Origin of the sequence: Andreprevotia sp. IGB-42 (assembly GCF_009848685.1) — a bacterium.
Classification (GTDB): Bacteria; Pseudomonadota; Gammaproteobacteria; order Burkholderiales; family Chitinibacteraceae; genus Andreprevotia.
The window spans coordinates 1-22,549 of sequence record NZ_WXTX01000019.1 but is presented as its reverse complement, the minus strand read 5'-3'; the positions used below and the strand labels follow the sequence as shown (position 1 = coordinate 22,549).

At 60.4% G+C, this 22,549-nt stretch carries 21 protein-coding genes; 11 read left to right on the top strand and 10 right to left on the bottom strand.

Annotated features, from left to right (window positions below):
• The first annotated feature begins 345 nt into the window (after positions 1 to 345).
• The 4 genes from IGB42_RS20140 to IGB42_RS20125 all read left to right on the top strand — a co-directional run bounded on the left by IGB42_RS20140 (position 346) and on the right by IGB42_RS20125 (position 5,518).
• The gene (locus IGB42_RS20140; RefSeq protein ID WP_159675111.1) at positions 346 to 1,620 is read left to right on the top strand and encodes an O-acetylhomoserine aminocarboxypropyltransferase/cysteine synthase family protein; all 1,275 of its coding nucleotides are present in this window, start codon (positions 346 to 348) and stop codon (positions 1,618 to 1,620) included.
• A 109-nt stretch (positions 1,621 to 1,729) separates the two neighbouring features.
• Positions 1,730 to 3,148, top strand: coding sequence for a CotH kinase family protein (locus tag IGB42_RS20135; RefSeq protein WP_159675109.1), 1,419 nt, complete (start codon positions 1,730 to 1,732; stop codon positions 3,146 to 3,148).
• Positions 3,149 to 3,379: 231 nt separating this feature from the next.
• Positions 3,380 to 4,018, top strand: coding sequence for a methyltransferase (locus tag IGB42_RS20130; protein WP_236822663.1), 639 nt, complete (start codon positions 3,380 to 3,382; stop codon positions 4,016 to 4,018).
• Between the two features lie 174 nt (positions 4,019 to 4,192).
• A complete protein-coding gene (locus tag IGB42_RS20125; RefSeq protein ID WP_159675107.1) occupies positions 4,193 to 5,518 on the top strand; it encodes an erythromycin esterase family protein in 1,326 nt (441 codons plus the stop codon).
• An 88-nt stretch (positions 5,519 to 5,606) separates the two neighbouring features.
• Here IGB42_RS20125 and IGB42_RS20120 read toward each other — a convergent pair whose 3' ends face one another.
• The 4 genes from IGB42_RS20120 to IGB42_RS20105 all read right to left on the bottom strand — a co-directional run bounded on the left by IGB42_RS20120 (position 5,607) and on the right by IGB42_RS20105 (position 9,280).
• Entirely contained in the window at positions 5,607 to 6,734 is a 1,128-nt protein-coding gene (locus tag IGB42_RS20120; RefSeq protein ID WP_159675105.1) for a hypothetical protein, read from the bottom strand.
• 84 nt (positions 6,735 to 6,818) lie between these two features.
• Positions 6,819 to 7,331 carry a DUF4124 domain-containing protein gene (locus tag IGB42_RS20115; RefSeq protein WP_159675103.1) on the bottom strand — a complete coding sequence of 171 codons (513 nt, stop codon included), beginning with the start codon at positions 7,329 to 7,331 and terminating at the stop codon, positions 6,819 to 6,821.
• 12 nt (positions 7,332 to 7,343) lie between these two features.
• Complete coding sequence (locus IGB42_RS20110; RefSeq protein ID WP_159675101.1) at positions 7,344 to 7,976, bottom strand: ankyrin repeat domain-containing protein; 633 nt, start codon at positions 7,974 to 7,976, stop codon at positions 7,344 to 7,346.
• A gap of 179 nt (positions 7,977 to 8,155) precedes the next feature.
• Positions 8,156 to 9,280 (bottom strand): hypothetical protein, encoded by a 1,125-nt coding sequence (locus IGB42_RS20105; RefSeq protein ID WP_159675099.1) that lies wholly within the window; start codon positions 9,278 to 9,280, stop codon positions 8,156 to 8,158.
• Positions 9,281 to 9,615: 335 nt separating this feature from the next.
• Between IGB42_RS20105 and IGB42_RS20100 the strand changes: the two genes are divergently transcribed.
• Positions 9,616 to 10,965 carry a YdgA family protein gene (locus tag IGB42_RS20100; protein WP_159675097.1) on the top strand — a complete coding sequence of 450 codons (1,350 nt, stop codon included), beginning with the start codon at positions 9,616 to 9,618 and terminating at the stop codon, positions 10,963 to 10,965.
• A gap of 83 nt (positions 10,966 to 11,048) precedes the next feature.
• On the opposite strand, the gene IGB42_RS20095 is transcribed toward IGB42_RS20100, so the two are convergent.
• From IGB42_RS20095 to IGB42_RS20085, 3 genes are all read right to left on the bottom strand, one after another.
• On the bottom strand, positions 11,049 to 12,152 hold the full coding sequence (locus tag IGB42_RS20095) for an alkene reductase (protein WP_159675095.1): 1,104 nt from the start codon (positions 12,150 to 12,152) through the stop codon (positions 11,049 to 11,051).
• A gap of 159 nt (positions 12,153 to 12,311) precedes the next feature.
• Complete coding sequence (locus tag IGB42_RS20090; protein WP_159675093.1) at positions 12,312 to 12,515, bottom strand: 4-oxalocrotonate tautomerase family protein; 204 nt, start codon at positions 12,513 to 12,515, stop codon at positions 12,312 to 12,314.
• Positions 12,515 to 13,111, bottom strand: coding sequence for a TetR/AcrR family transcriptional regulator (locus tag IGB42_RS20085; protein ID WP_159675091.1), 597 nt, complete (start codon positions 13,109 to 13,111; stop codon positions 12,515 to 12,517). Before IGB42_RS20085 ends, IGB42_RS20090 begins: the two co-directional genes overlap by 1 nt.
• 85 nt (positions 13,112 to 13,196) lie before the next feature.
• On the opposite strand from IGB42_RS20085, the gene IGB42_RS20080 reads away from it, so the two are divergent.
• Complete coding sequence (locus IGB42_RS20080) at positions 13,197 to 13,853, top strand: DsbA family oxidoreductase (RefSeq protein ID WP_159675089.1); 657 nt, start codon at positions 13,197 to 13,199, stop codon at positions 13,851 to 13,853.
• A 56-nt stretch (positions 13,854 to 13,909) separates the two neighbouring features.
• Here the strand turns inward: IGB42_RS20080 and IGB42_RS20075 are convergent, their stop codons facing one another.
• From IGB42_RS20075 to IGB42_RS20065, 3 genes are all read right to left on the bottom strand, one after another.
• Positions 13,910 to 15,439, bottom strand: a complete 1,530-nt coding sequence (locus IGB42_RS20075; protein WP_159675087.1) for a chemotaxis protein CheW — start codon at positions 15,437 to 15,439, stop codon at positions 13,910 to 13,912.
• Position 15,440: 1 nt separating this feature from the next.
• Positions 15,441 to 18,986, bottom strand: coding sequence for a PAS domain S-box protein (locus IGB42_RS20070; protein WP_159675085.1), 3,546 nt, complete (start codon positions 18,984 to 18,986; stop codon positions 15,441 to 15,443).
• A gap of 90 nt (positions 18,987 to 19,076) precedes the next feature.
• A complete protein-coding gene (locus tag IGB42_RS20065) occupies positions 19,077 to 19,325 on the bottom strand; it encodes a hypothetical protein (protein ID WP_159675083.1) in 249 nt (82 codons plus the stop codon).
• Positions 19,326 to 19,502: 177 nt separating this feature from the next.
• Here IGB42_RS20065 and IGB42_RS20060 point away from each other — a divergent pair, with 177 nt between their 5' ends.
• The 5 genes from IGB42_RS20060 to IGB42_RS20040 all read left to right on the top strand — a co-directional run.
• Positions 19,503 to 20,039 carry an alpha/beta hydrolase gene (locus IGB42_RS20060; RefSeq protein WP_159675081.1) on the top strand — a complete coding sequence of 179 codons (537 nt, stop codon included), beginning with the start codon at positions 19,503 to 19,505 and terminating at the stop codon, positions 20,037 to 20,039.
• 48 nt (positions 20,040 to 20,087) lie between these two features.
• Complete coding sequence (locus IGB42_RS20055; RefSeq protein ID WP_159675079.1) at positions 20,088 to 20,696, top strand: purine phosphorylase; 609 nt, start codon at positions 20,088 to 20,090, stop codon at positions 20,694 to 20,696.
• On the top strand, positions 20,609 to 21,052 hold the full coding sequence (locus tag IGB42_RS20050) for a DUF1289 domain-containing protein (RefSeq protein ID WP_308419240.1): 444 nt from the start codon (positions 20,609 to 20,611) through the stop codon (positions 21,050 to 21,052). Before IGB42_RS20055 ends, IGB42_RS20050 begins: the two co-directional genes overlap by 88 nt.
• A 259-nt stretch (positions 21,053 to 21,311) precedes the next feature.
• Positions 21,312 to 21,986 (top strand): BPSS1780 family membrane protein, encoded by a 675-nt coding sequence (locus tag IGB42_RS20045; protein ID WP_159675075.1) that lies wholly within the window; start codon positions 21,312 to 21,314, stop codon positions 21,984 to 21,986.
• Between the two features lie 162 nt (positions 21,987 to 22,148).
• Positions 22,149 to 22,549: enoyl-CoA hydratase/isomerase family protein (locus IGB42_RS20040; RefSeq protein ID WP_174764243.1), on the top strand; the 401-nt coding region annotated here is incomplete at its 3' end.

Here is a 22,549-nt window from a genome sequence, read left to right as displayed (position 1 = left end):
ATTGGCGTATGAGCCGCAGAAGAGGGACGGTCAGGTCAATTCATGAACGGCTGTGGCGATATGGAAATTTGCATATGATTCAATCGCTTGTGATCGATGGTCGTTCGTCTGCATTGCATGAACGGCAAGGCTGGCCTCTGTTTGATGAAGGGAGGATCAAGCCGGTAGCAAGCACGTCAGGTAGCGGTATGCGGCATGGTCCCGATTCAAAAATTGCTATCGCGTGTGCTTTAAGCACTTCCCGATCTAAATTTCCGCCAAAAACGTCATTCAGCTCGTTGCACGCTCCTGCTAGATTGTTGCCCAGCCTTACCAGCCATGCAGAACCCACATCAGGAGCACGTCATGAAGTTCGATACCCAGGCCATCCACGCCGGTTACAGTCCGGACCCGACCACCAAGGCGGTGGCGGTGCCGATTTACCAGACGGTCAGCTATGCGTTCGACGATACGCAGCATGCTGCAGACCTGTTCGACCTGAAGGTGGCGGGCAACATCTATACCCGCATCATGAACCCCACCAATGACGTGCTGGAAAAGCGCGTGGCAGCGCTGGAGGGCGGCATTGCCGGGCTGGCGCTGGCATCGGGCCAAGCGGCGATCACCTATGCGATCCAGACCATTGCCGAGGCGGGCGACAACATCATCGCTACTTCCACGCTGTATGGCGGCACGTATAACCTGTTCGCGCATACGCTGCCGCAGTTCGGCATCGAGGTGCGCTTTGTCGATTACCGTGATCCGGAAGCGCTGGGCCAACTGGTGGATGCGCGTACCAAGGCGGTGTTTGTCGAATCCATCGGCAACCCGCTGGGCAATGTGGTGGACTTCGGCGCGTTTGCCGATGTCGCGCACCGCCATGGCATTCCGCTGATCGTCGACAACACCGTGCCGTCACCGTACCTCACGCGGCCGATCGAGCATGGCGCGGATATCGTGGTGCATTCGCTCACCAAGTACATTGGCGGCCATGGCAACAGCGTGGGCGGCATCATTGTTGATTCGGGCAAGTTTCCGTGGGCGGAGCACAAGGCGCGCTTCCGCCGGCTGAACGAACCGGATGTGAGCTATCACGGCGTGGTGTATACCGAAGCGCTGGGTGCAGCCGCGTATATCGGCCGTGCACGCGTGGTGCCGCTGCGCAATACCGGTGCGGCGCTCAGCCCGTTCAACGCCTTCCTGATCCTGCAGGGGCTGGAAACCCTGCCGCTGCGCATGGAGCGGCACACCGAGAATGCCCTGAAGGTGGCCGAGTACCTGCAAGGCCACCGCGCGGTGGAGTGGGTGAACTACGCCGGCCTGCCGGGGCACGAATCCAAGCCGCTGATCGACAAATACTTTGGCGGCAAGGCATCCGGCCTGCTGACGTTTGGCGTGAAGGGCGGCCGCGAGGCGGGCGCGCGCTTTCAGGATGCATTGCAGCTGATCACGCGGCTGGTGAACATCGGCGATGCCAAGAGCCTGGCTTGCCACCCGGCCAGCACCACGCACCGCCAGCTCTCGCCGGACGAGCTGAAGAAAGCCGGCGTCACCGAGGAAACCGTGCGGCTGTCGATCGGCATCGAGCATATCGATGACATCCTGGCGGATATCGAACAGGCATTGGCTGCAGCGGGCTAAGCAATGGGCGGGGGCGGCCTGCTTGTGCAGTCGCCCCTGCCAGACCTTGTTATTTGCCTTCGGCTTGCATATCAATGAAGCCCATAGTCAAACAACACGGATCATCTGCATGGCCACTGCCAATACCGCACCAAGTAGTTATTCGAACACCGTCGTCATCGTGGTACCCACCGCACCTGGCGCGATAGGCAGCAGCGATACCGATGTGACCATCTGGTATGTGACCAACAGCAGCGGCCAGCCGGCATCCATCCTGGATGCTACCGGCGCGCTGGCTTCCACCGCAGTAAGCGTGGAGGCCAAGATGCATGTCCGTGGCATGGCTACAGCCAGCCTGCCCAAGCAGCAGTATTCGGTAAAGCTCAAGCACGAGCCTGCCAGCGGCAACTTCCTGGATATGCCCGGTAGCGGCAAACACTGGGTATTCAACGATTGCGGCGCGATGGATTTCACGCTGGTACGCAACCCGCTGACCTTCACCGCGCAGAACGCACTGGGGCAGTACGCGCCGGCCTACCAGTATTTCGAGCTGTTCTTGTGTGACAGCACTGCCGATGTGACGACTGCAGCAGGCATGACGGCCATCCTGGCGAGCAGCTACCACGGCCTCTACCTGAACGTGGACAAGATCCGGTTTGAATCATCCCGCATCAATCTGCCCTATGACGAAGACAACCTCACCAGCGATTACGCGATCATCCAGCTCAACCAGCTGGAAGCGTCCAAGTACTATGCGTTCCCGCCACCCAATCTGGTACTCACCGCCAATGTGCAGCTTTATGAGCCGGAACTGAAGGACCTCACGCCAGCGCTGGAAAGCGAATTCAACGCCTGGTACAACGGCAGCGGCACCAATTGGGGTGGTACGTTTGCCGATATCTACAACAATTACAACGCAGCCCCCGCCACAGTGCCAGCCAGCACCTGGACCACCGTACAGCAATGCACCGACTACCAGTCATTTGCGGTGTATTTCCTGCTGAACGAAATCGCCAAGGATGAAGACGGCTACCACAAGAGCACCTTCATGGTGAAAAACCGGGCGGTCTGCCAGGCCGGCCCGCTGTGGGACAAGAACAAGTCATACGGCAACGTTGCCTCGGTGGGTGATGCCACGTATACCTCACCGGATAACTGGTTGTTCCAGGTAACCGGTCAGTGTCCGGTGTGGTGGGTGGTGTTGCCGTGGGATCCGCAGTTCTGCAGTAGGGTGTGGGACGTGTGGCAGCAGCACAGCCAGCCGGGGCATGCATTGAGCGCAGCGGCGCTGACCGCATTCGTGAACGCGCAGGTGGCCACGCTCACCGGTTCCGGCGCGCTGCAGCGCGATTGCGATCGCTGGCCCAGCGCCTACAACTCGCCATTCAGCAACTACACCGCACAGGTCACCCAGCTCAACGATTACCTTACCCGGCGGCTGGCATGGATAGGCGCCAACCTGGCAACCATGCTCACCACGCAATCCGGTTTTGTGCCGCCGGCTACGCCGGCGCCCACACCTGCGTCGTTACCTGCAAACAACGGTTAAGGCCGGCTGAAACACCGGGTGGCATTACGCCGCCCGGCTGTTTTAACCGGGTAGGTGCTGCCATGGCTGTTAGCATGGGGGCCTTCCACTCGTTTCCGTCTGCCTGCCCTCATCCCTATCCGTCTTGCGCCGGCCTGTAGCTCCAGGCCCCGCTGGATCGAAAAGCCTGCTGCGCCCCGCATACGCAAGGCCCCTCTGTCCCTTTCCCTTCCGCTTGGCTACCAGGTCAAGTTGCAACACATTGCCGTCGCCACTGGCGCCGATCTGCATATCCGTTCCTTGCTGGATCGCCAGCAGTATCACGATCCGCTGGGCGAGGCCGAAGCCGCCGGCATCTCGCCGGCCTGCTGGCCGCTGTTCGGCCAGGTGTGGCCGTCCGCACAAAAGCTGGCCGACCTGATGCAGGGCTACGATATCGGCGGGCGCCGTGTGCTGGAAATCGGTTGCGGGCTGGCGCTGGCCAGCATGGTGGTGCACCGCCGCGATGGCGATATCACCGCCAGTGATTGCCACCCGCTGACCGATCTGTTCCTGCAGGCCAATCTGCAGCTCAATGCGCTGTCGGCATTGAAGTACCAGACTGGCAACTGGGGGCGTGCCAACCTGGCGCTGGGCGAATTCGAGCTGATCATCGGCAGCGATGTGTTGTATGAGCGCGGCCAGCCCGAAGTGCTGGCGGCCTTCATCGCGCTGCACGCGGCGCCGATGGCCGAAGTGCTGATCATCGATCCCAATCGTGGCAACCGCAGCGCGTTCCACCGCCAGATGGCGGCGCTGGGTTTCGTGCTGAGCGAAACGGTGATCACCACGCCGCTTTCGGATGGCAGTGCTTACCGGGGCCGCCTGTTGCGTTACCTGCGCGCACCATGATTCGCCGGGCTTGGTCTTTGAGGTGGCCCCGGTTTCGATACAGCAGGGAGCGAGCTGGGCAAAACGGGTTCCCTGAAAATTTTTTACACAATCACAATAAAATTAATAAAAACTGTGTGTAAATATCTGTCATGATATTTTCATATTTCTGGCCAATTAAAGTAAGGATGGGGCATGAAAGTATTGTTTTTTACCTCGGTGCTGGCCAGCATATTGGCAGGCTGTGGGGGTGGAGGCGGTGGTGCGACCTCGCCAGTCGTGGAGCGTGTCAATGGCGTCCCGCTGCCGCTCTACAACGAGGTAAAGCAGAAAGCAGTGCCCATACGCACATTGAATGCGTCTGCCGATGATGATTTTGCCGATATGGCGGCGTTTGGCGCTGCAATTGGCGATGCCCAGGTGGTATCGCTGACGGAAGATACCCACGGCGATGCCAATGCATTGGAGCTGATGAACCGTCAGGTTCAATACCTGCACAAGGTGAAGGGCTTTGACGTGCTGATGATGGAAAGCGCGATGTTCGACGTCGAAGCTATCTGGCGTAGTGCCAGCACCAAGGATGCCAAGATCGTTGATCTGGCGCCCGATCGCATTTTCTTCATGTATTCAAAGACGGATGCAGGCCGCAAGGTGCTGCAATACGTTGACGAGCAGCGTGGGAGTGCGCGGCCCTTGTTGCTGGCCGGGGTGGATGTACCACTGGGCGGGGCTACATCGATCGATGAGATCGTGCCGGCTTTGAAAGCATTTCTGGACAAACGTGGCTCGGGTATTCCGCAGCAAGCCAGCTGGTCTGTCTTCGCTGAAGTCGCACAGAAAGCCGCGGCGCTCACGGCTGCCGGGGTGAACAGCAAGACGTTCACCAGCGTTGCTGCCCAGATCCGGAAGGAAATCTGCAGCGATCCCGCTGCGGGTGCCACCCCGCGTGAAACGGCGGGTTGGTGGTGTTTGCAGGTAAAGGGCCTTGAGGCGGACGTTGCAAGGCAAGCCACGGCAACGCTGCCCATTCCCGATCCACGGGACCAGCAAATGGGCGAAAACGTGCTGTGGGCGATGGATAACCTGTACAGCGGCAAGAAAGTGATTCTGTGGTCAAACAGCGGCCACGGCCTGATATACAGGGAGCCCTGCGCGTACAGCGGGATCTGCAGGACACCGGCGAGGTCGATGGCTGCTTTCGTGAGGGATCGTCTGGAATCGAAACTCTATGTGGTCAAGAACACGCCCAAGACTGGCCGGGTTACCGATTTCTCGTCCACGAATGCCACGACGGAAGTCTATTCGTTTCCGGATCACATCACCAAGACACTGGATATGCTGAATTATCCGATTTCGTTCGTCAGTCCGAAAATCGAGTCGACAATGGTTGGTTTGCAGTTCAGCGTGCCAACCGGCGTGATGTACGTGTTTGGGCCAAATGGCCATATGGACGGTCTGTTTTACTACCCGCTGGCGGTGCCTGCGCCGTTCAAGCAATACCCGGTTACGCCCTTGCCATAGCCCGACCGGGGGCGTTGCAAGCTTGCGGGATGCCACCGGCGGCATCCCGCATCACCGGGATCAACCTAGCCGGCAATCCCGGGATGGATCATTGGCATGCCCCGTCTTTCTGGCCCGTGAAGCTGCCGCTGCCTTGCGCACCGACAAAATGCCAGCCGCCGCTGATGGCGCAGGTCACCGTGGTGTTGCCGGTTGCCGTGAAGATGCTGTCCTGCGCAAAGCCCTGCGTCGGTGCGCTCAGCTTCACGGCACCGGCAGGCGAAATCTGGCCCGATGCGGGGAAGTCATTGCCTGCGGTATTGGATGTGACCGTGCCCGTCAGCCGGCCCTGCTTGTCAACCGATACCAGAAAGCTGCCCACATCCGCGCCGGTATAGCTGCCACGATAGGTGCCAGGGATTCTTGCCCACGCGGCATTGCCACGCGCGCGGCACTCTGCGCCTTCGGCCAGATCGCCGAACGCAAAGCGCTGCACGCTGATTTCCGGCATGTCGTTGTAGCGCAGCGTGCCGATGCAGGGGTCGCTGAACAGCAGGCTGAACTGATTGCCATCGATGACCTGCAGCGGCGATTTGTACGGTCCGCCCAGCGTCTGGCCGTTGATATAGGTTTCAAAATTGGCGGTGACTGCGCCGTTGCCCAGCTCGCCCTGCACGATATTCCAGGTCGGAGAGCCATCATTGCGGTAATGGAACATGGCAAGGAAAACACGGTTGTTCTGCACTTCGATCGCATATCCGCGGCCCCCTTCCGCCGGCTTCCAGTACCAGCCCACTTCCGGCTGCGTGGCGGTGGCCGGCACGCCCAGCCCGGCAAAATCGTAGCGCGTTGCCTGCCAGGTGCGGGCAGGGAGGAACGCGGTGGCTTTGCCGCCAGCGCTGAAATCGATGCGTACCTGCCCGATCAGGGTCGAGGTCGGGGCCGCGTAATTGACCGCGGTAACCGCCTGGCCACCGTGATACTGCAAAAGATCGCCGCTGAAGGTGTAGCTGCTGCCGCTACCGGCTATCGAGCCGCTGGCCACGTACCAGACCGGCTGGCCGCTCTCGTCATACAGGAAGAAGCCGGCAAAGCCCTTGCTGCCCTGGGCTTCAAACATGAAGCCGGTACCGCCTTCGGCGGCGTTCCAGTACCAGCCATTTGCAGTGAAATCTGCTCTGGCAAGCGCCATGCAGAGGCCAAGCAAAAACCCCAGCAATACAAGTAACTTCCTCATCCCGCGTGCTCCCCGATATGCATGTATGCAATGCTGGCTGCCAAAACACCCGGGATCATCTGGAGGTTTTTACAAGCCGCTCAGTTACATATAGTTGTACTTCTGCATGCAAGCCATCACCAGGTTGTAATCATTGGACAGGCAGGTATAGAAGTCCTTCACCGCCCCAGTGCTGCTTCTGCATTCGGATTCCGAAATACGCGAACGTACTTTGTTGAACTGCGCGGTGCCCTTGTCCAGATCGCTTTGTTTCATATGGCCGGTTTTTACATTGGTGCGGCCGGTTTCCAGCATGGTATCGATCCCGTCCTTGCCATTGCTGACTGCCTTGGCGCAGTCGAGCGTACCGGGCTTCACGCCATCAGCCATATTCTTGAGCATTTCTTCACCGGCTTTCTTGGCCGCCGCATCGCCGCTGCCAGCGGTGCTGTTGCTGGTATTGCCACTCGGCACTTTCAGCTCCTTGCCCTTTTTGGAGGCAGGTGGCGGCTCGCTGGTGTACTGGGTGACGCCGTTGTCATCCACCCATTTATAGATCGCCGCATGGGCGGCGGTAGCCAGTGTGGCAATCAGCAAGGCACAAAGCAGGCGGTGCATGGGCGATCTCTCCTATGGGGCTGCAAACAGCTTGAGCATGGCAGGGTTGCCGCGGCGCTGCGCATATTGGCGGATAGTGCTGGGCTTTTCGCCGCTGGTAAATACCCGTTCGGCATTGGCGCCCTTTTGCAACAACAGGTTGGCAATGCTGACGTCATCCTCGGCCACTGCCCAGAACAGCGGGGTGCGTCCTTCGTCATCGGCCGCCTCGATATCGGCGCCGGCCAGGATCAGCGCTGCGGCGCTGTCGCTGGCCTTGGCCGAGATGGCCACCTTCAGCGGGCGTTGCGATGCAGCGTTGGGTTGATCGATGCGGGCACCGGCGGCAAGCAGTGCTTCCACCATCGTTGCCTGATCGTAGCGGGCAGCCAGATGCAGCGGGGTGTTTTCCCACAGATCCTTCGGATCGTGATTGTTCACCCCCAGCCGTTTCAGCAGGCAGGCCAGCTGACTTTGCTCGCCGGTGCGGGCTGCTACGCTGAGGGTCAGCCATGGATCCGGGTCGTTGGTGCAGTCGGCATGGGCAACGGGGCTCAGCAGGCCCAGCAACAGCACGGCCACCTGCAGCCGGCTGTGCCACACCCTTGGCAAGGCAATCGCCCGGCGGCGTATTGCGGATACACCTTGGTGGTCCGTGATATTCATCTGGTCAGCCAGAGGATTCAGGTGCGTTCAGCATAGCTGATCTGCCGCTGCGCCAGCATGCGGTCATCTGCTCTTTTTGACTGTTCAGCGGATCGTCTGGCTGTGCTGGAGGGCTAAACCTCAATTTGAAAGGGGGCCCTTGCGACCCCCTTGAAAACGGCAGGTGCTGCTTACCGGGTTCAGCAGCCGCCGTCCTTGTTGCCACTGAAAGTGCCGCCGCCCTGGCTGGTATTGAGAAACTGCCAGTTGCCGGAGATCGCGCAGCTCTTGCTGGTATTGATGGTGCCGGAAAATACCGAACCACCGGCAGTGCCCAGGGTACTGACGCTGACCGTGCCGTCTGCCGCAACCTGACCGCTTGCAGTAAAGGTCAGGCCATATCGGGTTGATTGCACAGTGCCGAATACCCGGCCGCCGGCATCGATATACACGCTGTAGTTACCGGTGTCATTGCCGGAGTAATTGCCCCGATAAGTACCGGGAATCTTGCTCGAGATCGCCACGCTGCCGGCGCGGCATTCCTGGCCGCCTGGCAATTGACCAAAAGAAAAACGCCGTACCGCAACCGGTACCGTCGCATTGAACTGCAGCGTGCCCGCGCATGCTTCCGAAAAGCGCATGCTGAATACATCGTTGCCCGCCCGCTTGGTGGCGGCCTTGAAAGCACCACTCAGGGTTTGCCCGCCGATATACGCTTCAAATTCATTGGTGAGCATGCTGCCGGACAGCGGCCCTTGCAGGATGTTCCACGTAGGGCTGCCGTCGCTGTTGTAATGGAACATCGCAAGGAACACGCGGTTGTTCTGCACTTCGATCGCATAGCCACGGCCGCCTTCGGCCGGGTTCCAGTACCAGCCGGTCTCGGGCTGGGTTCGGGAAGCCGCTACGCCGATGCCGGCAAAATCGAAACGGGTAACCTGCTGCGTGCGGGAGGGCAGGTACAGGGTGGCCAGACCGCTGGCGGCAAAGTCGATGCGTACATTGCCTACCGTGCTCGCAGTCGGCGTTTTGTAAACCGTTGAGCCGGCCGGCTGGCCATTGCGGTAGTACTGCAACGTGCCATTGAAGCGATAGGCATTGTTGCCGTTATCCGTGATCTGGCCCGAAGACACGTACCACACGGGCTTGCCACTGTCGTCATACAAGAAGAAGGCCACGAAACCGGCGTTGCCCTGTGCTTCGAACATGAAGCCGGTGCCGCTTTCGCTCGGGTTCCAGTACCAGCCGTTTGCGGTGAATGCGGCTTTGGCGGCCGGCATCAGCAGGGTGAGCAACATGCCCAGTACCAGCAATGTTTTCTTCATCGTCCATGTCCCGTGCGTGCATCAGCCCGGCGGCATAACCACCCTGGCAGGTCAATCTGGCTATTTGCGATCAATTTTGTCAGCGTATGGTAAATATTTTGCCTGATACAAGCAAGCTGCCGGCGCATCTACGTGGCGGGATGGCGATCAGCAAGTGGCGGCGGGGTGATCAGGATCACAGCCGGCATTGCGAACAGGGATATACGGGTACGCGTTATTTGCAAATGTCATTGATTTGCTGGTACCTTTCTGCCGTTTTAAGTATTTGCGGCTGCCATGCGGCGGGTATCGCCCGGCTTGCTGCTGCACGTCATCAATCAAGGAAATGGTCACAGATGAGTAAAATAATCGGGGCCTCGCTGGCCGTCATCGCGTTGGGCGCGGCAGGTTTTGCAGGCGCTACCTGGTATGCCGGCCACAAGGTCGATGGCAAGTTCGATACCGTGGCAGAGCAGTTGAAGGGCTACGAGCTCATCAAGGTGGCCAAGCGCGACTTCCAGAAAGGTTTCTGGACCTCAACGGAAACGGTGACCTATCGCGTCGGTTGTGAGGATGTCAAAACCAATGGCCAGTCGGTGTTCCCCAGCCAGGAGCTGACCTTGCGCAACACCATCCACCACAATCCGTTCGATACCCGCATCGATACCGAGATCGTATACAGCAAGGACGCGCAGGAAACACTGAACAAGGTATTCAAGGGCCAGCCCCCGCTGGTGATCCGCACCGCGATTCCGCTCACTGGCGACATCACCACCGAAATCAGCAGCCCGGCTGCCACGGTCACCGAAGCCGGCAAGGGCACGCTCAACTGGAAGGGCTTCAGCGGTTCGTTCAGGTATGACGAGAACCTGGCCCGTGTGAAGAGCCAGATCAAGCTGACCGGCTTTGACGTGAGCGAACCCAATGGGGGTACCGCGCATTTTGACGCGCTCACTGCTGAAAGTGACCAGACGCGCGTGCTGGAAGGGATCTACACCGGCAAGCAGACCATCAGCTGGGCCGGTTTTGGCGCCAGCATGGTGACGCCGGAAGGCAAGCCGGTCGATTTCAGCATCGGCAAGTCGAGCATGCAGGGCGAATCGTCGATCAAGGATGGCCTGGTGACCATGGCTGCCTCGGGCAGTGCGGATGACCTGATCATCCACAAGAAGAAGGTAGGCGCGCTGTCGATGGATTACAGCGCCAACCGCATCGATGCCAAGGCGCTCAAGGCCTATAACGACCTGAGCTGGAAAGAGGGCATCCTGCGTTGCAACTTCGATCAGAAGGGCAGCGAAGAGCGCATCAAGACGCTGCTGGTGGAAGTGCTGGCGCGTGATCCTTCGGTGAAGATGAACCTCAAGCTCAAGACCACGGCGGGTGAAGGTCTGTATCAGGTGGATCTGGCCAGCAAGGACGTGAAGCAGGCTGACCTTGCCAACCCGATGGGCTTGCTGGCCAAGCTGACCGCTACCGTCGCCGTACAGGTACCGAATGCCTTGGTTACGCAGCTGATTACCGATTTCAACCCGGAAGAAGCGGAAATGTCGCAAGCCATGTTTGATGCAGCGCTGGAGCAAGGCACGGCACGCGGCTTCGTGCAGAACGACGGCAAGCTGATCCAGGCCAAACTGGTGATGAAGGGTGGCGAGTTCGAAATCAACGGCCAGAAGAAAACCATGGCCGAATTGATGATGCAGCAATAAGCAATCTGGCCGGCAAATCCACCCCGGCCAAGCAATGAAGAAAGGGCTTCGTGATCAACGAAGCCCTTTTTGCTGGCTGACCGTTATGCAGTCAGCGTCGGGTAGTCGGTATAGCCGTGTTCGGCGCCACCGTAGAACGTGCCTTGATCCGGGGTATTCAAATCGGCGCCCTTGGCAAAACGGGTAACCAGATCCGGGTTGGCAATGTAGGGGCGCCCGAAAGCGATGGCATCGGCGCCACCGGCAGCAATGACCGCTTCCGCTTTTTCCGCGGTGTAGTTGCCGCAATAGATCAGCGTGCCGTTGAACGTCGTGCGCAATGCGTTGCGGAAGTCCTGGCTGAGCGGCGCACCGCCGGTCCAGTCCGGCTCGGCAATATGCAGGTAGGCCAGCTTGCGCTGGCTGAAGGCGGCGGCCACGTACAGTGCGCTTTGTTCCGATTCGCTATCGCTGATGTCGTGGTAAGTGAAGTTGGGCGACAGACGCACGCCCACCTTGTGCGCACCGATTTCGGCCGCAATGGCGTCTACTACTTCCAGCAGCAGGCGGGCGCGGTTTTCCAGGCTGCCACCGTAGTTGTCGGTACGCTGGTTGGTGCCGGTGGCCAAAAACTGGTGCAGCAGGTAACCATTGGCGGCGTGGATTTCCACGAAATCGAAGCCAGCCCGCACTGCACGGCGCGCAGCTGCCGCATAGTCGGCAACGATGCCGGCCAGTTCACCGGTTTCCAGTGCGCGTGGTGTATCGGTGGGGGCATTGCCGGTGGTGCCGTCCGGGTGCACGACGAAGGTATGCGATGTAGCGGCCTGGATGGCAGACGGGGCAACCGGGGCCGCGCCGTTTTCCTGCAGCAGGCGGTTGGAGATGCGCCCCACATGCCACAGTTGCAGCGATATCGCACCGCCGGCCTGGTGCACCTTGCTGACGACGTTTTTCCAGCCGGCTTCCTGTGCATCGGTATAGATGCCCGGCGTCCACGCATAGCCCTGGCCCTGGCGCGAAATCTGCGTGGCTTCGGTCACGATCAGGCCGGCGCTGGCACGCTGTGCGTAGTAGGTGGCATTCAATTCGGCGGGCAGATCGCCCGGCTGCGCCGCGCGCGAGCGGGTAAGCGGCGCCATGAATACGCGGTTGGCCAGTTCCAGATTGCCAGCGCGGACGGGGGTAAGCAGTTTATCCAGTGCCATGTAACGCTCCTTGATTAGACCGGTCGTCTATATTTTGCTTCAAAAAAACAGCCTGATGGCTGAACTTGCGTTCCCTGTGCCCGTGGTGAGCACAAGGGTGATTGCTGCAGCGATGCTGGCCGGTTCTGCCTGCAGTGCGCTGCGGATGTTGGGGGGTGTTTACCTACCGCCGGCGCGGCGCGTGGTGACGCTTTCGCCGCCTATGCCCCAGTTATCGGTATCCACTTCATCGATCACCACCACGGTGGTGGCCGGGTTCTTGTTCAATACCCGTTGCAGCAGCTCGGTCACGCCGGCAATCAACTCGGCTTTCTGTTCACGGCTGGCACCGTCGCGGGTGATCTTGATATTCACATAGGGCATCAACAGGCTCCTGCGCCAAGCAGCGCTGCGGTTGCGGATTGCGCAGCCTTGAATGGCTGCGCGCTTTGCTGCACCTTGCTGAGCAGCGCCGCACCCAGCCATAACTGATACAGGCCGGCTGCCAGCTGGCCGGCATCGCCGCCTGCCGGGATCGAGCCATCGGCGCGGCCGATCAGGATGAAGGCGGTCAGCCGCTCGATCACCTGCGCCATGCCGCGCTCCAGCGTGCCGCGCATGTCTGCAGACAGGTCGCAAACCTCGCCGCTGAGCTTGACGGCCAGGCAGCGTGAACCGGCGCATTCCGTGGTTTGCGGCGGTTGCCAGGCATTGAAGTACACATCCAGCTTGGCGCGCCCGCTCAGTTCGCGGTCGGCCAGCAACTGGTCCACCTGGCCCAGATAATCGTCGAAGTAGCGCTGCAGCAATGCAACGCCAAATCCTTCCTTGGAATCGAAATAATGATAAAACGAGCCTTTGGGTACACCGGCGGTACCGAGGATTTCAGTCAGGCCGACGGCCGCAAAGCCCTTGCCGAGCATGATGGATGCGCCGGTGGCTAGCAGGTGGTCGCGAGTGTCTTGGCTGCGTTTGCTCATGATGCTGTGCAGGATAGTCCGAACTAGACCAGTCGTCTAGTATCTGGTTTAGAATGATGCAAGTTAACCATACCGAGGGATCATCATGCCTACCACCCTGAAAATCGATTTCGTATCCGATGTATCGTGCCCATGGTGCATCATCGGCCTGAAGTCATTGCAGCAAGCCGCCGCGCAAGTTGGCAACGATGTGCAGCTTGATCTGCATTTCCAGCCGTTCGAGCTCAATCCGCAAATGGGCGCTGCCGGGCAGGATATCGGCGAGCACTTGGGCGAGAAATACGGCATGGCTGCCGACCAGCTCAAGCAGAACCAGGAAGCGATCCGCCAGCGTGGCGCGGCGCTGGGCTTCACGTTCGACATGGACGGCCGCAGCCGTATCTACAACACTTTCGATGCACACCGGCTACTGCATTGGGCCGAGACGCAGCACAAACAGCTGGCGTTGAAAGAAGCGCTGTTTGCCGCGTATTTCACCCACGGGCAGGATCCGAGTGATCACGCCACGCTGGCGGCAGTGGCTGAAAAGGTGGGGCTGGATGGCGTCGAGACGCGGGCGATCCTGCAATCAGACCGCTATGCGGATGATGTGCGCGAGCAAGAGCGCTTTTACCAGCAGCAGGGCATTTCATCGGTACCCGCCATCATCATCAACGAGCAATACCTGATTTCCGGCGGCCAGCCGCCCGAGGTGTTTGCCAATGCATTGCGGCAGATCGCTGCTGAAAACGCCGGCGGCTGAAGGCAGGCATCAAGGCGTCGAGCGCAGCACCATGCTGCGACAGCGATGGATCGGCGCTAATGCGCCGCCGTGCGCGGATGTAGCACCATGGTGGCCAGGTGATGCAGATCCAGCAGGTTGAGCATGCGCTCGTCGCCAGCGCTGTTCACCAGTACACGGCCCCAGCACTGGCGAACGTCCTTGTCGGATTCGGTCAGCGCCGCGTGCGCGGCCAGCGCATCGATGTCTTCCTGCGGCGCCCAGGTGGCTTCGTCGATGCTGATCAGCCGCGGCACGGTAAACCCGATCAGCCCGCCCTGATTCTCCACTACCAGTACGCTGGCGGTGGGGGTAAGCGCGCTGCGTGGCTGGCCGGTCAACGTGCTCAGGCAGAAGGTGGGGATGGCATGACCGCGGTTCATCATCAGCCCCATGGCCGGGCCATCGTCCCCCAGCAGCGTGGTGGCGTGTGACCAGGGCAGTATTTCACTGATCTGCTCGATGGGCGTGGCGATTTCGCCATTGCCCAGGTCATAGGTCAGCATCTTGCCGTGCATGCCGGTCCGCCCGGTTTCGGCCTTGTCGGCATCACGCGCGACCACCTTGCCATCCGGCGCGGTATTCATCTGCGATAACGTGACCAGATCCGGGTGGCTGGAAAGCGCTTCCCCGCTCAGCAGGAAGTAATAGCCGCAATCTGCGGTGGGCAGCTCCGCCGCATGTGCGGGCAGCACCGTGTTGGGCAGCACGCCGGCAAAAAAGCCGGCCCGCTGCAGCGCCTGATCGGGCACCGGTGCGGCCAGGCCGGCATCGGCGCTGACCACATCCATGATTTCCTCCACCATGAACGCTACCAGCCCCTGCGGGTACTGGATCACGAACGCCTGCGCGTGCTTGCCGCAGGCACGTAGCCCGCACAGGCTGGTCAGGTCGACAGCCGGGACCAGGATGTCGGCAAATTCGATGCTGCCCAGACAATACCCACCGGCGAGCGTGGACGGGTGGATATGCGGGTTGAGCACGGTGCTGTGTACCAGTGCCGATGAAATGGCCAGCGGCAGCCCGCCGCAGCGCATCAGCAGTACATAGGATTCATTCGGCGCTGCCTCAGCCCCCCCGGCGTCATCGGGCTGGCTATCGGCCCCGATGGCTTGCTGCGCCGGCTTGGGGTCGTCCACCAGCGGGGTATCTGGCAATGCCGCAATCGCGGCCGGGTTGAGGATGCTGATGGGGATCGGCGTATCCGGGTGCGAAAAGCTGCCATTGAGCAGCGTGCCCTGGCCCTGTGCGCCGATGGCATGGCGCTCGGCATCGTCGCAGGCAAACACTCCCGTCACGTTGTCTGCCAGCAGCCCAAGCAGGCGCTGATCGTGTGCCATGATCACGATGGTTTGCGCTTCGCCATCCAGCGGCATGTCCAGCTGGCGGCGCATGTCCAGCACCGGCACCATCAGCCCGCGCAAGTCGATCCCGCCCAGCACCGCCGGATTCCCGCAAGGCAGGTTGATCAGCTTCTGCAGCGGCACCACCTCACGCAAGGCATCCAGTGGCAGTGCCAGTTGCATGCCGGCCAGCCGGAATACGCCGTAACGGCTGTCATTGGCCATGTCAGCTGCCTACCGAGTGGCTCAATTCCTGCACGAATGCGCTTACTTCACCGGTGGTACTGCGCTGCTCGCCGGTGGCCTGGGCAATCTCATCCACTCTGGCGGTCACACTGCGCACGCCCTGGATGATGCTCTCCAGCCGTAGCGCCGCAGTACCGCTGACATCCGCACCGGCATTGACCTGGTGCACGGACGTTTCGATCAACTGGCTGATCTCCTTGGCCGCTGCCGCGCTGCGTTCGGCCAGCTTGCGCACTTCTGCCGCCACCACCGAAAACCCCACGCCATACTGGCCGGCACGCGCGGCTTCGATTGCGGCATTGAAGGCCAGCAGGTTGGTCTGATTGGCAATCTCGCTGATCACCCGAACGATGTCCGATACTTTCTGCGAGCTAGCCTGTACCTGGCCGATGCTGTTCAGTGATTGCTTCACCGCGTCGTAGCTGGCATTGGCGGCATCTGCGGTTTCATGCGCCGTTTGCGTGGCGATCTGTGCGTTGCCGGTGATGAAGTCGATGCTTTCGGTCAGTTTTTTCAGCGTATCGGTCATCACGCCCGAGCGTGCGGTGATCTGTCGCTGCAGCTTCACTTCGCGGGTGACGTCATACGCGTACTTCACCACTTTGGTCACGTTGCCGTTCAGGTCGCGGATCGGGTTGTACGATGCCTGCAGCCACACGTCACGGCTGAACTTGCCCACGCGGTGGAAGCGCCCGCTGATGAATTTCCCTTCCCCAAGCTTGAGCCAGAACTCGCGGTATTCGGCGCTTTGCGTATATTCGCTGGTGCAGAAAATACTGTGATGGTGACCAAGGATTTCGCGCATGGTGTAACCCATGGCGGCGAGGAAATTGCGGTTGGCCGACAGCACATTGCCATCCAGGTCGAACTCCACCACCGCCTGCCCGAGGTCCACGGCCTCGATCTTCGCCGCCGATTCTGCGCCACGCAGCTTCAGCTCGGTGACATCGGTGGCAAATTTCACCACTTTCACCGGCCTGCCATTCGGATCGAATACCGGGTTATAGGTGGCCTGCAGCCATACTTCCTTGCCACCCCGGCCAATGCGGCGGTACTCGCTGGCTTCGTGCTCGCCACGCGCCAGCCGCTCCCAGAAGGCCTGGTAATCCACGCTGGCCGCATAGGCCGGGTCGACAAACATGCGGTGATGGCGGCCGACGACCTCTTCCAGCCGGTAATCCATCAGCTTGAGGAAATTCTCGTTGGCGTTCAGTACCTTGCCGCTCAGGTCGAATTCGATCATCGCTTCGGAACGGTCGATGGCCTTGAGCTTGCCTTCGTCATCCAGCCGCCGCACTTTCTCCGCGGTAATGTCCTGGCCGATCACCACCACCTTGGTCAGCAGGCCATCCAGCCCCATCACCGGATTGAGCGTGATGCCAAACCACAGCTCACGCCCGCCGCTGCCCATGCGGCGGAATTCGCCTGAAACCGGCTGGCCATTGCGCAAGCGGTTCCAGTTTTCCAGGTGTGCGGGGTTATTGATGTCTTCGGGGAACATCAAGCTGCTTTCATTCTTGCCGATCAGCTCGGAACGGCTATAGCCGAGTGCGCGTTCCAGCTGATCGTTCATGCTCAGCAGTGTGCCGTCGCGGCTCAGGTCGAAAATGCAACTGCTGGCCGATACCGCATCCATGCGCGCTTCTGCTTCGATGGCGGCCATTTTGGCGGCGGTGATGTCGCTGCAGAATTTCACCACCTTCACCGGGCGCCCTTCCAGATCAAGGATGGGGTTGTAGGTTGCCTGTATCCAGATGCGCTTGCCGTTCTTGCCCAGCCGCAGGTATTCGCCGCTGTCATACTCGCCGCGCCCCAGCTTCTGCCAGAACGCCCGGTAGGCGGCGCTGGCTGCTTCTTCGCGGTCGACGAAGGTACGGTGATGGTGGCCCTGGATTTCCGGCAACGTGTAGCCCATCAGGTTGAGGAAGTTGTCGTTGGCGGTGATGATGTTGCCCGCCATGTCGAATTCGATCATGCCCTGTGCGCGCTCAATGGCGGCCACCTTGCTGTCATCCTCGATGGATTTGAGCTTGGCCGCGGTAATGTCGCTGGCAAACTTGATCACCTTGAACGGCTTGCCGTCCAGCCCCAGGATGGGGGTGTAGGTGGCCTGCAGCCATACCGGTTCGCCCTTGCTGTTGAGCCGCATGAACTCGCCCGCTTGCGGGCGCCCCGCGCGCAGTTCCGCCCAGAATTGCGCGTACGCCTGGCTTTCCGCATATTCCGGTTCGCAGAACATGCGGTGTTGCTTGCCGCGTATCGCATCGATCGGATAGCCCATGGTGCGCAGGAACAGCGGATTGGCGGTGAGGATCTTGCCATCCAGATCGAATTCGATCGATGCCTGCGTGCGGTCGATTGCGGCGATCTTGCTGTCGTCTTCCAGCGCCCTGAGCTTGGCAGCGGTGACGTCGGTACAGAATTTCACAATCTTGATGGGCTTGCCATCCAGCCCCAGGATGGGGGTATAGGTAGCCTGCAGCCATACCGGCTGGCCGCGGCTGTCCAGCCGCATGAATTCGCCGCTTTGTGCCTCGCCCGCGCGCAATGCCACCCAGAACGCTGCATATTCACTGCTGGCCGCGTATTCCGGCGTGCAGAACATGCGGTGATGATGGCCGACGATCTCGTCCAGCGCGTAGTACATGGTGTGCTGGAACAGATCGTTGGCCGCCAGGATGGTGCCATCGAGCGCAAACTCGGCCACCGCCTGCGTGCGGTCGATGGCCTGCAGCTTGCCTTCGTCTTCCAGCGATTTGAGCTTGGCAGTGGTGATGTCACTGGCAAATTCGATCACCTTGTACGGCACGCCGGTGGGGCCCTTGATCGGCGTATAGGTGGCCTGCAGCCAGATGGTTTCGCCAGCATGGTTGCGGCGCGGAAATTCGCCGCTCTTGGCAAAGCCCTGCGCCAGTGTCGCCCAGAATGCCGCGTATTCGGGCGAGCCGGCATAATCCGGATCGCAGAACAGGCTGTGCGGCTGGCCCACCACGTCGTTCAGCGTGTAGCCTACGATTGCCAGGAACTGCTCGTTGGCATACTGGATATTGCCGGCCAGATCGAACTCGATCACCGCTTGCGTGCTGTTGATGGCGCTGACCTTGCCGCTGTTTTCAAAATGCGCGCGCGATAGCGCGGTATGGTCATCGATCACCAGCAGCGCCATGCCGCCATCGAGCGGATAGCCATTCACCCGTACGAACAGTGGCTCGCCGCTGCTGGTCTGGCTATGGCTTTCAAACTGCCACATTTCCCCCTTCACCAGGCCCGCCAGTGATTCGGCGGTGGCATCCGGGAACAGGTCTGCGGTGGTGGTGCCCGCTGGCAGCGTACTGCCCAGGTTGAACAGCGCCAGCAGCACCGGGCTGGCATCGAGCACCTTGCCTTTCTTGTCGATCATCGCCAGCGCGCGATGCCGTGTGAGCACGGTCAGCACATGCACCACGCTGGCCATCTTGTCGCTGGCTACGGAATTTCCGGCAAGGGCATCCGGAAGCAGGGTTTCGGAAATCGTGTCCAGCAGCATCGGCGTTCTCCCGGCAATACGTCGCTATTGCTGTCTTTTTTGGACAGCATTTGTCAGCTTGTAGTGATATTTGCTAAGCCAAACCTCATATTAGCCAGCGCTGCAAAAATAAAAAGTGTCGGCTGCGTCCTTCTTGTAACAAGCGTATGCGTGGGCGGGATTTTTAGATTTTCCTTGCCGCATCAGCATATTGCCGGGGGCATGGGCATTGCCGCTGCGGTGCTGCCTTTTGGCAAGCGCGTACTCCATGCTGCGCTTGCTACCCAGCGTGGCCCAGTTGCGGTAACCGGGATGAAAGGCGCCATTGTTGCGATACTGACTGCAACCGTTGTGGAGCAATGCATATGCATGGTCGAATCTGCACCGCGCTGTCTGGCTTGGCGCTGGCGCTGCTGATGCTGGTGGCTATTGCGGCAGCCACGCCGCCGGCAATCACCATCCACTACGGCCCGCAAATACTGCAATACGGCCGGCTGCATTTGCCGGCTGGCGCAGGCCCGCACCCGTTGCTGGTGTTTGCATGGTGGCTGCTGGCAGGCGCGCATCGCCGATCACGGTTATCTGGAACCGCTGGCAGATGCCTTGGCGGGGCAGGGCTGGGCGGTCTGGAACGTGGAATACCGCAGTGCTGATGTGGCCGGCGGCGGTTGGCCGGGCACCTATCAGGACGTGGCCGCAGCAGCCGACTTCACGCGCACGCTGGCAGCGCGCTACCGGCTGGATCTGCAGCGGCTGGTGTTTGCCGGCCACTCCGCTGGCGGGCATCTGGCGCTGTGGGCCGCCAGCCGTGACCGCATCGCCGATAGCAGCGTGCTGCATGCCGCGGCCCCGGTATTGCCGGCACGGATGTCGGTCACCCTGATCACCGTGGCTGATGATGCGGTGATCCCGGCTTCACAAGCGGCCGCATACCGGCGCGCTGCCCGGCTTGCCGGTGCAGCGGTCACGGTGCGTGTTTTGCCGTCTGGCGGGCATTTTGCTGCGGTAGCCACGCAAGGCGCGGGTTGGCAGGTGTTGCTGGATGAGCTGGCACAGGTCCGGGTGCCGCGTTGATGCCGTAAACTGCAGGCATTCCCATGGTTCCCCTGATCAGCCCGCCCCATGCACATCATCGTTGTTTTCCCCACCCGCACCGAAGCCCGTTATTTCAGCCACCCGGCAGTGGAAATCGCTTTTTGCGGCGTGGGCCTGACGGCGGCGGCGTACGCCACCGGCAAGCTGATCCACGAGCGTGCGCCGGATGTGCTGATCCTGGCCGGCATTGCCGGCGTGTATGCCGGATCGTGCCTGCAGATTGGCGATACCGTGCTGGTGGCGAGCGAGCGCGAAGCAGATCTGGGCTTCTTCAATGCTGCCGGTTTCCGCCATTTGTCGAAGCTCGATCTGGATATGGATTTTGATGTGAACACGGTGCTGCATTGCCCGCACCTGCCCGCACAACCACCGTTGCCGCTGGCGCACAGCAATTCTTTGAATGCGGCCATGGCGCCGTTCGTGGAGACCAGCGGAGTGGATGTGGAAAACATGGAAGGCGCGGCGTTTTTCCATGCCTGCCTGCAGGCCGGCCAGCGTTTTTACGAAGTCCGCTCGGTTTCCAATCGCGTAACGCTGGATGAGGATCCATGGGATTTCGACGCCTCGATCCGCAACCTCACCCAGGGGCTGCATACGCTGGTGGATTACCTGCTGGCCGAGCCCGCTGCGGCGTGAGCATGCAAAGCCCCGTTCCCTCGCCATGCATACAGCGTTGCCAGCTGGACGGCACACAAACCTGTACCGGCTGCCGCCGCACCATGGCCGAAATCATCGCCTGGCCCAGTCTGGATGAGGCCGGCAAGGTTGCGGTGTGGCAGCGGCTGCTGGCATTGCCGATGCCGGTACGGCAAAAGCATTGCCAGCAATGCGGCGCGGCATTCACCTGTGGCAGCGGGGGTGTGGATGGGGGTTGCTGGTGCATGGAGGTAGCACCCGTTTTGCCATTGCCCAGTTCCGCAACCGGTGAAGGTGATTGCCTGTGTGCGGGCTGTTTGATGCGTCACCGGGCGTCACTTACAAACAATGGTTGATTGTTGTGCTATTGCCGGAAAAATTTGTTGGTGATTGTAAGTATGCAATGCGCATGTGTATGCTATGACCGCGGCCCATGCCGCCTTTGCATAACAGATTCATTTCCAGTCGATTCATTTGCCACAGGGCATGGAGCAGCGCATGAGCACCGATGATTCCTTCAACAATCCGTATGCGGCTACCCAAGCCTCGCTGCAGGAGCATCCGGCCAGTGGTGATTTCATTCCCGGCGGACAATCCGTTTCGGTCAGCGAATCGTTGACCTGGTTTGGCAAAGGCTTTGCGATTTTCAAATCAGCGCCCGGCCAGTGGATTGTGGCGCTGATCATCCTGGTGGTGTTGGCTTTGCTGGGTGCCTTGCTGAACATGATTCCTTTTGTAGGCATGTTCGTAACCAATCTGGGCATGCCTGTGCTTCTTGGTGGCTTGATGCTGGGTTGCCAGGCTGCCGATCAAGGGGATGGTTTCAAGATCGATCATCTGTTCGCCGGGTTCAAGGCGCATTTCGGCCCGCTGGTCCTGGTAGGGCTGCTTTATCTCGCGGGTATTTTCATGCTGGCAATCCTGTTTGGCATCGTGGCTGTGATCGGTGGCGTCGGTATCGCCGCAGCTTCAAGCTTTTCAGCGATCGAGCAGAGCTGGCCGATTTTCCTTGCTGTCCTGCTGGTGTTGATGCTGGCATTCATCCCGTTGGCCATGGCCTTTTACTTCGCACCAACATTGGTGGTCACCCAGAATCTGGGTCCGTTTGATGCGATGGTGCAAAGCTTCAAGGGCTGCCTGAAGAATGTGCTGCCGTTCTTCGTATATTTCCTGGTGGCGGGGCTGCTTTCCCTGATCGCGGCGATCCCGTTGGGCTTGGGTTTCCTGGTGCTTGGCCCCATGCTGTTTGGTGCTACGTATGCGTCGTACAAGAGCATCTACCTGCATTAAGTCCAAGGCTGAATGACGCTATTGCAAACACCCCGCAGATTGCGGGGTGTTTGCATTCAGGCGGCCAGCCTGTTTTCAAACAGGTCCGCACGGGGAACGCCCGGCTTTGCAAACCGTGGCAGCGGCGGATAATCGGGTGATGTCACTCTGGAACACACGTTCATGCTGCAAGTGATCGAACACGCCGAAGGTATCCGCGAACTGCGCATCGCAGCGCCGCCCGTCAATGCGCTGAACCCGGCGCTGATCCGCGCATTGCGCGAGGCTATCCTCGCGGCGCCAGCCGAGGGGGCGCAGGCACTGGTGCTGTCCGGCGCACCCGGCATGTTCAGTGCCGGGCTGGATGTCCCTGCGCTGCTGGCACTGACGGCGGAGCAGATGCCGCCGGTATGGGCCGATTTTTTCGGCATTTTCGGGGCGCTGGCGTGCTCGCCGATTCCGGTGGTGGCTGCCATTAGCGGCCATAGCCCTGCCGGCGGTGCAGTAATGGCGGTGTTTTGCGATTACCGGGTGATGGCTGAAGGTGCGTTCTGTATCGGCTTGAACGAGGTGCAAGTCGGGCT